Genomic DNA, 15,192 nt, shown 5'->3' on the forward strand with positions numbered 1-15,192 from the left:
TCTGGCCAGATCTTTGGCAACAATGGCAGTGCCGTCACTGGTGGTGGGGCGGCTGGCACGCGCCTCCCTGAGTTAGTGGCCATCAAACCGCTTTAGGAGCGGTCGAAGTCGCGCTGCAGGTGCACCAGCCCGAGGCGCACGCCGTCCTTGGTGTGGATATTGGGCATGCGGCCGGTTTCCACGAACCCGAACTTCTTGTGCAGGGCAATGGAGGACTCGTTGGTGTCCACGATGTAGGTAATCATCGTCTCCACGTAGTCATTTTCCTTCGCGTGGTCCATGAGCGTGTCCATGAGCTCGCTGCCCACGCCCTTGCCCCGTGCGGACTCCGCAATATAGATGGAATCCTCCGCCGTGCCGTAGTAGATAGCTGGGGTGACAAACTGGAAGTAGGCGGCCCAGCCAATGATTTCGTCATCGTCCACCGCCACATAGACGGGAAAACCTTCCTCCTCCATCTGTGCGAGCCACTTTTCGCGGTCCTCGACGGACTCCTGCCACGTGACTAGGTTGGTGGCCGGCTTCGCGGCGGAGGCGGCATTATAGATGGCGGCGATTGCGGGGGCGTCGGCAAGCTCTGCGGGACGTACGTGCATGATGTTCCTTAAACCATGAGTTGCAAGTGGGTGAGGTCTATCCAGCGCCCAGCTTTGCGGCTGACTTCTTTTAACGTTCCTACAGTGGCAAAGCCGAACTTCTCATGCAACTTGATGGATGCGACGTTGTCCGCCACGATGAGTGCCAGCAGCGTATGGACCTGCTCCGCCTCGCGGGCATGCTGAACGACTGCATCGAGCAAGCGCGTGCCTACCCCGCGGCCGTGGGCGGTGGGATCAACGTAGATCGTCGTCTCGTAGCAGCCCAGCCACACCTTAGGATCGCGGTAGGGGCGGTAGAGTGCCCAGCCCAAGTACGCGCCATCGTCATCGAAAGCCACGAAACAAGGACAGGCTTCGCGGCGCAGCTGGTGGAGATACTCGGTGCGCTCTTCCACTGTGGCGGGTTCGCTGCGAAAGATGAAGTGGGTCTCCCGGATGGCCCAGTTTAAGGTGGCGGTCATTGCGGGGACGTCGGCGTCCGTCGCTTCACGGATTATCATGCGCGCAAGACTACACTCGCAGCCATGTCTAAGAAGAAGCCACGCCCCATGCCCGTTCCCGCCGAAGGTTTGAGCCAGCTTATCGACGCCCACACGCACCTCGCCTCTTGCCGCGACGCTGACGCCGACCTCGTTGAGCGTGCCCGTGCCGCAGGTGTTGAGCGCATCGTCACCGTGGGCGATGGCCTAGCGGAGGCGGAGAAGGCTTTGGCCGCGGCGCAGGAATTCGACAACGTGTACGCGGCCTGCGCTATTCATCCCACCAAGGCGCATGAACTCGACGAGGCCGCCCGTGCGCGCCTGAGCGAAATGGCTGCGGACCCGCGCTGCGTGGCCATCGGGGAAACGGGTCTGGATACCTACTGGATTTATCATGAGCCGGAACGAACTGCGCCGCTTGACGTCCAGGAGGAAGCGCTTCACTGGCACGCCGAGTTGGCAGCGAAGGTGGGCAAGACGCTGATGATCCACAACCGCGAGGCCGATGAGGATCTCATGCGCGTGCTGGGGGAGTGCGCTGAGGCGCCGAAGGTCATGCTGCACTGTTTCTCCTCGCCACTTGATGTGGCCAAGGAGGCTCTGGAGCGTGGCTACGTTTTGTCCTTCGCCGGCAACGTGACGTTCAAGCGCAACGAGGAGATGCGCCAAGCCGCAGCGCTCGCGCCAGCCGGGCAGCTGCTCATTGAGACGGACGCGCCGTACATGACCCCGGAGCCCTTCCGTGGTGCGCGTAATGAACCTTCGTTGATTGGTCATACGTACCGCTGCGTGGCGCAGGCGCGCGGCCAAGAAGTGGAAGACTTGGCCGCAGAGGTGGCTGAAACCTTCGCCGAGGTCTTCGGAGTGTGATGATCTTCACTCAAAGCAAAGGTGCTGCTCAACGGTGGCGCGCGTGTTTGGTGTGACGAGTGTGTTGCCAGTGGTGGCGGCGTGTGAGAACGTCTCGATCGTTACGCTCTGTTACCGTATCGTTATCCAAAGTTAGTCCGGCCTTGATGTTGCCGGCTGGCGTGCACTTGCACGCCACGTCAGGTGCTGAGGAGAGTGCAAAGGCCTCTCTGGGCACGAAGCAACGCAGAGACGAGTAAAGGTTTATGTCCCCGAAGAAGCAGATCAAGCGAATCAACAACTCCCGCTCCCTGCCGCTGCGCATGGCCACCGGCGGTGTGCTCGGCACGTTGGCTGTGGGTGGTGTCGTTGCCGTCGGTTCTCAGAAGGACATCACGCTCGACATCAACGGTGAGACCACCCAGCTGGCTACCTTCGCCGGCGATGTTAACGCGGCTCTCGAGGCTGCAGGTGTGAGCGTTGGCGGGGAGGACGTTGTCTACCCGGCGCTGTCTGAGCAGGTCTCCGATGGTGACTCGATTACCGTTCGCACCGCCAAGCCGGTTGCGGTGACCATCGATGGCGTGGAGACGAAGATGTCCTCCACTGACCTCACTGTGTCTGACCTGCTGGGCGGACTCGACGGCATCGTCCCGGGCGCTGCTATCACCTCCGGTTCCAAGACCGTCGAGGATGATGAGGTTCTGACTGAGGGAATGAACCTTGAGGTGGTATCCCCGAAGATCATTAAGCTCTCTGACGGTGGCTCTGTGTCCTACGCCAGCGTTGCGGCTAAGACCGTGGAGGACGTACTGGAAGCCCGCGGTATCACCGTGGGCAAGGATGACCGTGTGTCGCCGGACCTCGACACTCCCGTCAAGGCCGGCACGGCCATCACCGTGGACCGCGTGGACATCTCCGAAGAGGAGAAGACGGAGGACTTCGACGCACCAGCTACCTACGTTGATGACCCGGAGCTGGAAGAAGGCACTGAGGAAGTCCGCGAGGAGGGCACCCCAGGTTCACGCACCGTGACCCGCAAGATTGTGAAGGTCAACGGTGCAGAAGAGTCCAACGACATCATCAAGGAAGACGTGCGCACCGAGGCCGTCGCCGCAGTCATCGCGCGCGGTACCAAGCCGAAGTCCACCGCACCGGCCGTTGCTGAGGGCTCCGTATGGGATGCCTTGGCACAGTGTGAGGCCACCGGTAACTGGTCCATCAACACCGGTAACGGTTTCTCCGGCGGCCTGCAGTTCACCCCGTCGACCTGGGCTGCCTTTGGCGGCACCGAGTACGCCCCGCAGGCCTGGCAGGCCTCCCGCGAGCAGCAGATTGCGGTGGCCCAGAAGGTTCAGGCCGCGCAGGGCTGGGGCGCATGGCCCGCCTGCACCTCGAAGCTCGGCCTGCGCTAAAGCTTCAGCGCCCTGCGTATTAGTCTGGATGACATGACACAACCCCACCTGCTGGGCCCGGTGGAGATCCGCGAGCTCGCCGCTGAGCTCGACGTGACGCCGACAAAGAAGCTGGGCCAGAACTTTCTGCATGATCCCAACACCATCCGGCGCATCGTGGCTGCCGCGGACCTGCAACCGGAGGACCGCGTGGTGGAGGTCGGCCCTGGTTTGGGTTCGCTGACCTTGGGACTACTGGGCGAAGTCGAGCACGTGACGGCCGTGGAGATTGACCCGCGCCTGGCAGGCAAGCTCCCAGATACCGTGGCGGCGCGGGCAGCCAACTTTGCGGATCGCCTCACCGTGGTGGAGAAGGACGCGCTCACCGTTGCGGCAGGGGAGTTGGGGGAGCCGACCGCCTTGGTAGCCAACTTGCCCTATAACGTGGCGGTGCCGGTGCTGCTCCACCTGCTGGAGGTCTACCCATCCATTCGCCGCGTCCTGGTCATGGTGCAGCTGGAAGTAGCTGAGCGCCTCGCCGCCGCGCCAGGCAGCAAGGTCTATGGCATCCCCAGCGTGAAAGCATCCTTCTATGGACCGGTTCGCCAGGCCGGCACGATTGGCAAGAACGTGTTTTGGCCGGCACCCAAGATTGAGTCAGGGTTGGTGCGCATCGATTGCACCCGCCCCTTCGACGAGACACTACGGCCGCGGCTCTTTGCGCTGATCGACGCCGCCTTTGCCCAACGCCGCAAGACACTTCGCGCCGCCCTGGCAGGTTTCTATGGTTCCGCCGCAGCAGCCGAGGAAGCGCTGCGCGCGGCGGATATCGATCCGCGCCTGCGCGGTGAGAAGCTGGGCGTGGAGGACTTCGTCCGATTGGCGGAAGCCTCATGAGTAGGACAGGAGACGACTCCCCGCAGATCTGGCAGGCGCGCGCCCACGCCAAGGTCAACCTGCACCTGGGGGTGGGGGAGGCACGCGCGGATGGTTTCCATGAGCTGGCCACCGTGTTTCAGGCCCTCGACGTACATGACCGCGTGAGCTACCGCTGGGGCGAGAAAACCGCAGTGGAGGTCACCGGCAACCACGCGAAGGGTGTGCCGGCGTCAGCCGAGAATCTTGCGTGGCGCGCGGTGGAACTGGTGGCCCACAACCTCATGTTGCCAGCTGCTGGCACGCTCACGATGGAAAAGAACATCCCCGCCGCCGGGGGCATGGCCGGTGGCTCTGCTGATGCCGCGGCCGCCTTGCTTTTGGCCAACCAATCTTTGAGTACCGAATTCGGACGTGAAGCTCTCAGCATGGAGAAGCTCTACGAACTCGCCGCGGAACTGGGCTCCGACGTGCCTTTTACCCTCATGGGCGGCACGGCCTTGGGGCGCGGGCGCGGCGAACTCTTGACCCCGATGCTCTCGCGCGGGCGCTATATCTGGGCAATCATCACCAATGCGGAGGGCTTGTCCACACCCTCTGTCTTCCACAAACTGGATGAGCTGCGCGCTGCCGGCCGTGGAAGCACGCCACACTTGGACACGGAAGCCGTGGGCCAAGCCCTCGTCGGCGGCAACCCCCACGAACTTGCCGCGGTGATGCACAACGACCTCCAGCCGGCAGCACTCTCTCTGCGTCCGGACTTACGCAAGATTCTCGACACCGGTGAGGCCGCCGGCGCCCTCAAGGGCATCGTTTCCGGGTCTGGGCCGACCTGTGCTTTCCTCTGCGAGGACGAGGAGACCGCACAGGAAGTGGTGGCCCAGGTCTGCGCCGATAACCGCGGAACCCGTGGCCTGGTGACCACAGGCCCCGCAACCGGAGCAACGCTGGTCTAGCACCCGCGTTGCATTAGTTAGCGGTCCTTAAAGAACGGCCATCTCCACGGGCTTGAAGTCGAGCTTGTAGCGCTGTGCTTCCTGGTCGCCGAGGAGGTCAAGGACCACCAGTTCTTGCTTGTTCGCATCCGTTACGTAGGCATAGCCGTTTGCCGCCTTGAGGATCGGACCCGGCTGTTGCCACTCCTCGTTTTCCTTCCACTGGGAGATAGCGTCAATCTTCTTTGTTACCTCGCCGGAATCTGGGTCGATGACGTTGAGTTTGCCGTCGGTCGTGAGGACTAGTGCCTCACCCAAGGGGCCGCGGGCCAACGAGCGGAACCAATAGGATTCGCCCAGCTCGACCTTCTTGGCAGAGTAGTCCTCCGTATTGATGAGGGTCACTGAGGTGGGACGCTCGAAGTCGGCATCCTTGTCGGTCTTGTTGTCTGCCAAGATGATCTTGGATTCCTCCGAACCCGCAGAATTGCCGGAGCGCTGGTATCCGTCCTTGCCCGCGTATGCGGAGACGTCGATCTTGTGGAATTCAGTGCCGTCGAAGACGACGGGCCCATCCTCGCAGCCGAAGAAAAGGGAACCGTTGCCGGCGGCAGCTTCGCCGTGGACGCCAGGACACTCAGTGGTTTCCGCAAGGACCTTGCCGGATTTGTCGAGGTGCTGGATGGTGTGGCGCTCGTCTTCCGTGCCCTTCGTGGTGACCACGGAGCCGTCTTTCAGCGGGACGGCCACACCGTGGTGCGCAGCGCCTGTCTCGACGGTGTTGACAGGCTTGGCGTCTTCCTTGCCGATGTCCTCGGTCTTGTAAATCCGTGCCACACCATCGCCGTCGGAGAAGAGCGCGGTAAAGCCGTCGTGGTGAACCACGTGACCGGCGTGCGGTGCGTCGATGGCTGCGCTGAGAAGCTGCGGCTGCGCCGCGTAGTAGTGCTTGTGGTCGCCGTGGGGCTTAGTGATGCGCCCCGTGTCGAAGGTGAGGAAGCTATCGCCCTTGGTCACCATGATGTGGCGGTTATCGCCGGCATCGCTTAGACGGAGGAATGCTTTCAGATCTTCGCTCTCGATGACCTCACCGGTTTCGCCGTCGAGCGTGGTGAGGCCGTTTTTGTGCGAAAGAAGGATACGGTTTGGCAGCTCGGCTACCTCAGTCTCACCTTCAGCGGCTTCGAAGCCGTCATGGCTGTGCTCCCCGTCATGGCCATCGCTGTGCTCGGCATGCGCGTGGGAGGCTTCAGTGCTGGAGGGCGACGTGGATTCCTCGCTGTCAGGGGAGGAGCAAGCGGACATGGTGAGGATCGTGGCGGAAAGTGCGGCGCACAGGGCGAGACGTTCTTTTTTCATAGTGCGCCAGAGTATTGGAAGTGAAAATCAATAGCAATAAAGGTAATGGTGCGGGGGTAACCGCGCTGAGGCACTAAGATGAACTCTCGATATGGCGAACCTCATTAACCTTGAAAACGTAACCAAGTCCTTCGGTCTTAAGACCCTGCTGGACGGGGTCTCCCTCGGCGTGCAAACCGGTGATCGCATCGGCATCGTCGGCGTCAACGGCGGCGGCAAAACGACGCTGCTGGAAGTTCTCACCGGTATCGAATCCCCAGACTCGGGCCGCGTGTCCCACAACTCGGAATTGCGCATGGCGGTGGTGACCCAGCGCTTTGAATTAGAAGAATCGCTCACCATCGCCCAAGCCATCATTGAGCCGTTGGGCTTGGAGACTTTCGAGTGGGCATCCAACGCGAAGGTGCGCGATGTCCTCGGCGGCCTCGGCATTGTTGACCTAGGGCTAGACACCCCTGTGGGCTCGCTCTCCGGTGGTGAGCGCCGCCGCGTCAACCTGGCTGCCGCACTCGTTCAAGACCTCGACATCGTGGTGCTCGATGAGCCGACCAACCACCTCGACGTCGAAGGTGTGCAATGGCTGGCCAGCCACCTGCTTTCGCGCAAGCTAGCGGTCGTCGTCGTCACGCACGACCGCTGGTTCCTCGACACCGTGGCCACCACTACCTGGGAGGTGCACGACGGTGTCGTCGATGCCTACGAGGGTGGCTATAACGACTGGACCTTTGCCCGCGCCGAGCGCGCCCGCCAAGCCGATGCTATTGAGCAGCGCCGGCAGAACTTGGCCCGCAAGGAGCTGGCGTGGCTGCGTCGCGGAGCGCCGGCGCGTACCTCGAAGCCGCGCTATCGCATCGAGGCAGCCGAGGCACTCATCGCCGACGTCCCCGCACCGCGCGACAAGGTCGAGCTCATGGCCTTTTCCAAGCAGCGCCAGGGACGAGTCGTCATTGAGCTCGAGGACGCAAAGGTCACAACCCCGGACGGTCGCACGCTCGTGGATCACCTCACCTGGCGCTTGGCGCCGGGCGAGCGCATCGGCCTCGTTGGTGTTAACGGTTCGGGCAAGACCACGCTGCTGCGCGCCCTTGCTGGTGAAGTCGAGCTTGCCGCTGGCAAGCGCATCGAGGGCAAGACGGTGCGCCTGGGCTGGCTGCGCCAGGAGCTCGATGATCTGGATCCGGAGCGCCGGCTTCTCGACGCCGTCGAAGACGTCGCCACCTACGTTCACCTAGGCAAGAAGGAACTGTCCGCGTCCCAGCTCGCGGAGCGCCTGGGTTTTTCCGCCAAGCGCCAGCGCACGCCGGTCGGCGACCTCTCCGGCGGTGAGCGCCGCCGTCTGCAGCTGACCCGCGTGCTTATGGCGGAGCCAAACGTGCTGCTTCTCGACGAGCCCACGAACGACCTCGACATCGATACTCTCCAGGAGCTGGAGTCTCTTCTGGACTCGTGGCCGGGCACCTTGGTGGTCATCTCGCACGACCGCTACCTCATCGAGCGCATCGCGGATAACACCTATGCGCTGTTTGGGGATGGCAAGCTCACCAACCTGCCGGGCGGAATCGAGGAATACCTGCGCCGCCGTCAGGAGATGGAGGCCGCCACCGCCCGCGGCGTCCTTGATTTAGGAGAAGCCTCCAAGAACTCTGACGAGCAGAGCGCGGATGCCGCCCCGGCCAAGCGGTTGAGCTCCCAGGAAGAGCGCGAGCTGACCAAGAAGATGAATGCGCTGGAGCGCAAGATGGGCAAGCTCGACGATAAGACGGCGAAGCTGAACGAAAAGATGGCGGTGGCTGCAGAGAAGATGTCCTCCGGTGAGGGGGACAGCGGTGAGCTAGCGAAGCTCGACTCCGAGCTCAAGGCCATTGCCTCTGAGCGCGAAGAGCTAGAAATGGAATGGCTGGAGTTGGGGGAGAAGCTCGAGGGGTAGGCCCAGCCCTACCCGAAGAGAGCCGCGATGCCCAGCATCGCCGGCAGCGAGAGGAAGGTGGTGAGGAAGACCGTATCGCGCGCCACCGTTTCTCCCGACTGGTAGGTCGCGGCATAGTTGTAGACGTTCTGTGCGGTCGGAAGCGCGGCCAAGATCAGCGCTGTGTAGAGCTCGTTGCCGCTCAGCCCCAACGCCAAGCCGGCCGCCAGCGCAATCGCCGGCATAGCAATGAGCTTGAGAACCGTGGCGGTAATCGTCGGCAGGCGGTCAACGGCTAACAGCCCGTCGCCGGTGAGTGAGGCGCCAAAGCTCATCAGGATCATCGGGATGGAGGCACCACCAAGGATCTCGAGCGGAGCCATAATGACGTCGGGGACGTGCCAGCCTGCGGCGGACACGATGAAGCCGGCGATCGCCGCGATGACCACTGGGGCTGTCAACCCTGAGACCACGGAACTTAAAATCGAACGCAGGCTTGTTCCCTGGGCGTTGAGGCCGGCAATGATGAAGGGCGAGAGGACTGCCATTTGCAGCACGAGCGCTGGCACCACAAAGGTGGCATCACCGATGACATAGGTGGCGATGGGCAGCCCGATGTTGACCGAGTTGTAGTAACTGGCCGCGGCCGCGCCGGCCATGGTTTCCGCTCCGCTACGCCGGAAGAATAACGCGCTCAGCACCCAATACAAGGCCATCGTGGCGACCGAAGCTATCGCGATGACGGCGACAACCGGCGAGGCAAAGGCCGAGGTGTCAGAGGTGGCCACGCTGGAAAAGATCAGCGCTGGGGTCGCCGCCCAGAACGCCGTGCGATTGAACTGCAGGCGCGCCTCACCTTCGCCGATAACGCCGCGCCGAGCCATGATGAAGCCCACGCCGATAACCACAAAAATGATGGCGAAACCGGTTAAGACGTCCAGCAACAGTGATCACCTTTCGGATACTCGTTAAAAAATCCATACTAAAGCCAGCCTTGGCTATTCTTCCATGCCGGCATGCAGCCACCGGCAAGTGATAACAAAGTGGTATCGAAAATCCCACATGAGCGGGAAGTCTTTTTCCGCCGAAGCATTTTTGTGGCACGGTGGAAGGCATGAATTCTTTCCGTCGTGTTTCCCGCATGTCCGCCACCGCCGCCGTGGCAGCTACCCTCACCACTGCTCTGTCGGTGTCCGCTGCCCAGGCCGCCCCGGTTAACTCCTCTTCCGCACAGCTGCAGGACGTAAACCAGCTGTCTTCCCAGGCCGTTGAGCAGGTCAACTCTTTAGAGATCGAGCTGCCTGCGCAGGCCTATGACCTGGCGAAGCAGTTTAACGTCCAGTTGCCGGGCTTCATTAAGAAGCCGACCCCGGCCGTCGCCGGCGAACTCGTTGGTGCTACCCACGCCCACCTGCTCAAGCAGGGCCACCACGAGGATGCCAACGCCAAGAACATCGCGCAGGAGTGGGCAAACCAGGCAGCAGCTGGCAAGGTCACCTTCCACGACAACGCAGGCGATGGGCTGACCCACCTGGAGGAGGGCAGCGGCAACATTTACAAGCTCACCGAATCTGAGGCCAAGGAGCGCGTGGACTGGCTCAACCGCGACGTGCCCGTGACCAAGACGGATGGCACCGGCTTCGGCGTCGCCCAAGCTTTTGACGGAACCTACGTCTATGTGGCGGAGTACTTCTTCAACAAATAATCCTCCCGAGAGGCTCTTTTTAAGGCCCTGCTGGAATTGGGCTAGCTCAGTTCAGCCATTGGCGGGGCCTTCTGCACGTTTTCGTGGAGAAGGTTACAGTGGGGCCCATGATTTTGATCAACGTACAGTTCCACGTCAAGCCCGAGTATGCCGAGACCTTCCTCGACGAGATCGACTGGTACACCAAGGCCTGCCAGGCTGAGCCCGGCTGTATCGATTTCAAGTGGTTCCGCGATCCGGAAGACAAGCAGCGCTTCCTGCTCCTCGAGTCCTACAAGGACGGCACCGACGTTGACCACGTCAACACCGAGCACTTCAAGCGCTCCTGCGAGGAGCTCCCGAAGTACCTGGTGGAGACGCCGGACATCATCAACACTCACATCGATGGAAAGACCAATTGGGATAAGATGGCTGAATTCTCCGTATAGGAGAGTGAGCAGCTTGGCTTCCAGTAAGAAGGAAGCACACAAGTAACGGCGAAGCGAGAACGGCCGGGGAGGCACATCCCCGGCCGTTTTCTATGTGCTCAGACCTAGAGGCGAATCACGTCAACTGCCCGAGTTGCCAAAACATGTGCTCCCGCCGCAGGATCTGGCCAGAACTTTGTCAACTTTGGCAGTGCTGCTGGGACAATGCTGCTAGCGCACTGCCCTGATTGGAGAGCAGCTGACTCGAGAGCGGCCGAAGGCTAGAGCGAGCAGGCCGTGGTGCTGGACTTGTCCCCGTTGGCGTACTGCTCGAGGGCGTCGGAAAGCGCCTGCACATACAGCGCTGCGCCCTCGGCCTGTGGGTGCACGCCGTCGTCGTAGAGCAACGCCGGGTTCTCTTGGGCCATGCCGCACCAGTCGGCCACGTAGACGTTGTCGTGCTCCTTTGCGGCCTCGATAATCTCTGCGCGCGCCTGACCCATCCAGTCGCGCTCGCCGTAGGGCACGACGAGGATAACCGTGCGATCGGAACCGAGGATGGTGAGGAGCTCGTCCATCTCGCCGTCCGCAGCCGGCCCGTTCGTTCCCAGCCCCACAAAGACGGTGGAACGTAGCTGTTCAGAGTCCTTCAGCTGTCGAATCGCAGGAATCGCCTCCCCATACTGGCGGGAAACCGCCGCATCGATGAGGATTCCGGGGAAGCGCTCGTTGAGGGCTTCGGAAGCAGCAAGCATGACCGAATCACCCACCGCGTTGATCTCCGTGCCCGCAGGTAGCGCCCGCTTCTCCTTCGGCTTCGTGGTTTCTGTCGGCGTTGCTGGGGCCGATGCGGCGGTCTGCTCATTGGCCTGCGACATGCGCTCCAATTCTCGCTCCAGCTCGGTCTGGTCCTGTGACGTGACCAGCCCATAGGCCACGCCCAGCGCGGAGAAGATCACCATGGCGGGCACGGCAGGCCACATGGCCTTGCCGAACCCTTCCTTCATCTCTCCCACAGTGGGGCGCGAAGCCCAGTAAGTGCGCCACGTGGCGACATATCCGGCGCGGCGGAAGGGGTTTTCCACGAACTGATACGTCACCTCAGCCAACAGGCAGGACACGGGAAGCGCGAGTAGTCCCAGCAGCCACGCCGGGGCATCAGACAGCTCGCGGAGGATCATCACCACCGGCCAATGCCACAGGTACAGCGAGAAGGAACGCTGGCCCAGCCACCGCATCACCCGGGTGCGGAAGAGCCATGTGAGCGGTCCGGTCTCACGCACCACGCCCCAGATCATTGCCGCGCCGAGGAGGCTGGTGAGGACCAGGCCGCCGCGGTAGGTGAACTCAAGGTCCGCGCCCATCCACACCAGCTGCGCCAGGTATCCGATTAAGGCAAAGGACCCGATGGTGCCGGCGATAACGCCTGTGCTTGTCGACGCCCACGAATCCGCCTTTGCCTCCTTCGACGTCGAGGTGAGTAGAAGGGATAAAAGCGCACCGATGAGGAGGCCGAAGGCATGGGTATCGGTGCCGTAATAAACACGTGTGGGGTCTTCGCCCGGAGTGAACAGCAGCGCCATCGCGGCAGCGGAGGCGGCGGCGAGGACAAGAGAAAGCGCGATGGGCAGGCGCTTGGGCTGGCGCCGCGACAGAGCAAAAGCTCCAAACATCAGTAGGGGCCACAGGAGGTAGAATTGCTCCTCAACCGCTAGGGACCAGTAGTGGGCAAAGACTTGCACCTCATTGGGTGCAAAGTAGGTCTGGCTGGTGGCGATCTGGGTCCAGTTGTTGACGAAGAAGAAGGTCCCCAAGAATTGTTCCCGGATCCCCACGGCGAGGTCCCCGCCAATCATGGCGACGAGGGCCGTGCACAGGCATAAGACGACGAGCGCAGCCGGAAGGATACGCCGGAAGCGCCGGACCCAGAAGTCGGTGAGGCTGATGCGCCCGCTCACGGCGAATTCGCGCACGAGCAGCGAGGTAATGAGGAAGCCGGAGAGGACAAAGAACATATCCACGCCGAGGTATCCGCCGGGGAGCAGATCCCCGAAGAAGTGGTAGAGCACGACCGCCAAGACCGCGAGACCGCGCAGCCCATCCAAGCCCGGTACCGGGCGCAGGCGCGCGCGACGCTGGCGCGTGACGGTGGCAGATTCCTTTGGCACCGCTGGAGTGTCAGCGCCCTTCGTGTTGTCCTGTCGCGCGGCTTGGCGCTGTTCCCGGGAGGGGCGTGGTGTTTTGAGCTGCTTGCTCGTCGGTGTGCCGACGGGCTGCGAGCGCCGCGCCAAGGCGCGCGATATCTCATTCTCAGGCCGTGGTTCGGGGGAACTCTCGGCGGGTGTGGGCTGAGCTGGGGGCTGCGAAGCGGCCTTGGCGATCCGCTCGACAGGCTGAGCCGGACGGGGCTGTTCGTCGCACTGCGGCCGGGTAGATTGAATACGCTGTGGCCGCGTAGCGCGCGGGAGCGGGCGGCGGCGCGGCGAGGGGGTTTCCTCGGCGGCCTCGCGGGCTTTGTGCAGCTTGGCCTTGCGCACAGCGGATGCCTTGGGGAGGGACCCCGGGTCCAGCTCAAGGGAGGTGTCCGTGGCCCGACGAGGGACACGGGGCCCAGGGGATCGCAGGAACTTCTTCACTGAACACTCCACACGTAAGGGATCGGGGGTCTAGGGAACCGGGGTAATCCTACTCGGGTGGTGGCAGAGAATCGGGAAGGTTTCCTGGGAGCGTGTTAGGTGCGCAGAAGCTGGCGCAGCACCGTGCTCACACCATTGTCGGTATTGGCAGGCGCGATAATATCCGCTATTTCCTTCAGCTTCGGATGCGCGTTGTCCATGGCGATAGCCGTCCCAGCGGCACGCAGCATTTCGAGGTCATTGAGGTAGTCACCGAAGGCCACGGTGGCGGTGATTGGAACGTTGGCAAGTTCAGCGAGCTTGAGCAAGGCTGCGCCTTTATCCACGCCGCGGGCCATGACATCGAGCCAGACCTTGCCCGATACCGCCACGTTGTCCTCCGGTACGGCGCGACGAATCGGCTCGTAGAGGTGAGCCTCGGAACCGGATTCGCAGAAGATGGCGATCTTGATGATGTCGCTATTGGGGACGTCGTCCAAGTCGTCGACCCACGTGACCGCCTTGTAATACTTGGAAATCTCCGCGCGTGCTGCCTGCGTGACATCCCGCGCCACGTAGGCGGTCTCCGGAGAACAGAGAACGACGGTGTGTGCCTCGCTGATGGAGGCTGCGGCCTCGCGCGCCGCGCGCACGGTTTCTTCCTGCAGCGGGAAGGTGGCGATGATCTCGCTGCCGCGCAAAATCACCGAGCCGTTCTCGGCAATGAATGTGCCACCCTTTGGGAACATGTCTTGTAGGGTGGCCAGCTGGCGTCCCGAGGCCGGAACCAGCTCGCAGCCGCGGGCAGTGGCGAGCTCCTCAAGCTCTGAAAAGTCTGCGGGCAGCTGACCGTGGGCATCGAGGAGGGTGCCGTCCATGTCAAGAGCAACAAGCTGTGGGAGCAAGAAATTCACACCAATCTGAAGGTTGGGTTTAGAAGCAGGGGTCGATGTTAAAACCAGCCTCAAAAACAGGTGGCTGAAACATGTGTGATATGGAACACTGGTGCGCATGACTACGACTGATCCAGTACTCGTTTCCGTCCGCAACCATACCGGAGTCCTCGAACTCAATCGGCCGAAGGCCCTGAACTCGTTGACCCCGGACATGATCGATATCATCCGCCGCTCCCTCGAAACGTGGGCGCAGGACGATGAGATTGAGCAGGTCCTGATTTACTCCAATAGCCCTAAGGCATTTTGCGCGGGCGGCGATGTGCGTCACGCGCGGGAGGGAATCGCGGAAGGCAAGCTGGAGGAGGTCGATGCCTTCTTCGCCAGCGAGTACCTCACTAACGGTGATATCGCAGAGTTCCCGAAGCCCTATATCGCCGTCATCGACGGTGTTGTCATGGGCGGTGGATTGGGCATTTCCCTGCACGGCTCGCACCGCGTGGTGACGGAAAAGGCCTTCGCCTCGATGCCGGAGATGAACATCGGCTATGTCACCGACGTCGGTGTGGCCTATGCGGCCCAGCGCATGGTGGGCACCCGCGGTATCGCCTCACCGGGCTTGGCCAAGTTCTGGGGTCTTAGTGGATACCGCATGTATGCCGCAGACATGTTGTGGACTGGCGTGGCAACCCACGTTGTCAAGGATGCACACGAGCTGATTGAGGCCGCCATTGAGCGCGGTATTGATGCCGCGCTGGAGGACCTCGCCCTGCCCGCACCCGAAGAGCCCGCCCCGCTGGAGCAGGTGGCCAAGGACCTGGAGGAGACGTTTGCCCTGCCAACGTGGGAGGAAATCTCCGCGGAGCTGGACAAGCGCCCGCTCATTGCCGGTGAGGTCCGCCGCCTTATGGCAGGGGCGTGCCCAGCTGCCATTATCGCGGCTAACGAGCTTTATGAGGCAGAGGCCGGTGTCGACGACATTCGCGAGGCCCTCCTTTTGGAACTCAAGCTGGGCATGCACATGTACCGCCGTCCCGACTTTTCTGAGGGCGTGCGCGCGGTACTAGTGGACAAGACCCAGGACGCAGCGTTTAACCCGGCCACCACAGAGGAGGTTGACGTCGAGGAGTTCCGCGCCGTGCTGAACTCCTAACGCTCCCAGCCGCTCACGCACT

At 62.2% G+C, this 15,192-nt stretch carries 14 protein-coding genes; 8 read left to right on the forward strand and 6 right to left on the reverse strand.

Annotated features, from left to right (window positions below):
• Positions 1 to 92: 92 nt before the first annotated feature.
• Entirely contained in the window at positions 93 to 596 is a 504-nt protein-coding gene (locus HMPREF2635_RS11490) for a GNAT family N-acetyltransferase (RefSeq protein ID WP_046646944.1), read from the reverse strand.
• Positions 597 to 604: 8 nt separating this feature from the next.
• The gene (locus tag HMPREF2635_RS11495) at positions 605 to 1,099 is read right to left on the reverse strand and encodes a GNAT family N-acetyltransferase (protein WP_080975046.1); all 495 of its coding nucleotides are present in this window, start codon (positions 1,097 to 1,099) and stop codon (positions 605 to 607) included.
• Positions 1,100 to 1,123: 24 nt separating this feature from the next.
• Here HMPREF2635_RS11495 and HMPREF2635_RS11500 point away from each other — a divergent pair, with 24 nt between their 5' ends.
• From HMPREF2635_RS11500 to HMPREF2635_RS11515, 4 genes are all read left to right on the forward strand, one after another.
• The gene (locus tag HMPREF2635_RS11500) at positions 1,124 to 1,948 is read left to right on the forward strand and encodes a TatD family hydrolase (RefSeq protein WP_046646942.1); all 825 of its coding nucleotides are present in this window, start codon (positions 1,124 to 1,126) and stop codon (positions 1,946 to 1,948) included.
• A gap of 245 nt (positions 1,949 to 2,193) precedes the next feature.
• Positions 2,194 to 3,342, forward strand: a complete 1,149-nt coding sequence (locus tag HMPREF2635_RS11505; protein ID WP_070681877.1) for a resuscitation-promoting factor — start codon at positions 2,194 to 2,196, stop codon at positions 3,340 to 3,342.
• Positions 3,343 to 3,375: 33 nt separating this feature from the next.
• Positions 3,376 to 4,218: a 16S rRNA (adenine(1518)-N(6)/adenine(1519)-N(6))-dimethyltransferase RsmA gene (gene rsmA, locus HMPREF2635_RS11510; protein WP_070701592.1), complete on the forward strand. Its 843-nt coding sequence runs from the start codon at positions 3,376 to 3,378 to the stop codon at positions 4,216 to 4,218.
• Positions 4,215 to 5,153, forward strand: a complete 939-nt coding sequence (locus tag HMPREF2635_RS11515) for a 4-(cytidine 5'-diphospho)-2-C-methyl-D-erythritol kinase (RefSeq protein WP_070821798.1) — start codon at positions 4,215 to 4,217, stop codon at positions 5,151 to 5,153. The genes rsmA and HMPREF2635_RS11515 overlap by 4 nt, the downstream gene beginning before the upstream one ends.
• A gap of 27 nt (positions 5,154 to 5,180) precedes the next feature.
• Here the strand turns inward: HMPREF2635_RS11515 and HMPREF2635_RS11520 are convergent, their stop codons facing one another.
• Positions 5,181 to 6,491 (reverse strand): NHL repeat-containing protein, encoded by a 1,311-nt coding sequence (locus HMPREF2635_RS11520; protein WP_070821799.1) that lies wholly within the window; start codon positions 6,489 to 6,491, stop codon positions 5,181 to 5,183.
• A gap of 91 nt (positions 6,492 to 6,582) precedes the next feature.
• Here HMPREF2635_RS11520 and HMPREF2635_RS11525 point away from each other — a divergent pair, with 91 nt between their 5' ends.
• On the forward strand, positions 6,583 to 8,418 hold the full coding sequence (locus HMPREF2635_RS11525) for an ABC-F family ATP-binding cassette domain-containing protein (RefSeq protein WP_070510389.1): 1,836 nt from the start codon (positions 6,583 to 6,585) through the stop codon (positions 8,416 to 8,418).
• A gap of 8 nt (positions 8,419 to 8,426) precedes the next feature.
• Here HMPREF2635_RS11525 and HMPREF2635_RS11530 read toward each other — a convergent pair whose 3' ends face one another.
• On the reverse strand, positions 8,427 to 9,341 hold the full coding sequence (locus HMPREF2635_RS11530; RefSeq protein ID WP_046646938.1) for an AEC family transporter: 915 nt from the start codon (positions 9,339 to 9,341) through the stop codon (positions 8,427 to 8,429).
• A gap of 170 nt (positions 9,342 to 9,511) precedes the next feature.
• On the opposite strand from HMPREF2635_RS11530, the gene HMPREF2635_RS11535 reads away from it, so the two are divergent.
• Positions 9,512 to 10,102, forward strand: a complete 591-nt coding sequence (locus tag HMPREF2635_RS11535; protein ID WP_070510387.1) for a hypothetical protein — start codon at positions 9,512 to 9,514, stop codon at positions 10,100 to 10,102.
• A 107-nt stretch (positions 10,103 to 10,209) separates the two neighbouring features.
• Positions 10,210 to 10,530: a putative quinol monooxygenase gene (locus HMPREF2635_RS11540; RefSeq protein ID WP_070510385.1), complete on the forward strand. Its 321-nt coding sequence runs from the start codon at positions 10,210 to 10,212 to the stop codon at positions 10,528 to 10,530.
• A gap of 260 nt (positions 10,531 to 10,790) precedes the next feature.
• On the opposite strand, the gene HMPREF2635_RS11545 is transcribed toward HMPREF2635_RS11540, so the two are convergent.
• Positions 10,791 to 12,677 (reverse strand): acyltransferase family protein, encoded by a 1,887-nt coding sequence (locus HMPREF2635_RS11545; protein ID WP_070821828.1) that lies wholly within the window; start codon positions 12,675 to 12,677, stop codon positions 10,791 to 10,793.
• Positions 12,678 to 13,240: 563 nt separating this feature from the next.
• Entirely contained in the window at positions 13,241 to 14,038 is a 798-nt protein-coding gene (locus HMPREF2635_RS11550; RefSeq protein ID WP_232761096.1) for an HAD-IIB family hydrolase, read from the reverse strand.
• Between the two features lie 97 nt (positions 14,039 to 14,135).
• On the opposite strand from HMPREF2635_RS11550, the gene HMPREF2635_RS11555 reads away from it, so the two are divergent.
• Positions 14,136 to 15,170, forward strand: coding sequence for an enoyl-CoA hydratase/isomerase family protein (locus HMPREF2635_RS11555; RefSeq protein ID WP_070510383.1), 1,035 nt, complete (start codon positions 14,136 to 14,138; stop codon positions 15,168 to 15,170).
• Positions 15,171 to 15,192 lie beyond the last annotated feature (22 nt).

It is taken from the genome of Corynebacterium sp. HMSC035E02, assembly GCF_001836065.1.
Classification (GTDB): Bacteria; Actinomycetota; Actinomycetes; order Mycobacteriales; family Mycobacteriaceae; genus Corynebacterium; species Corynebacterium hiratae.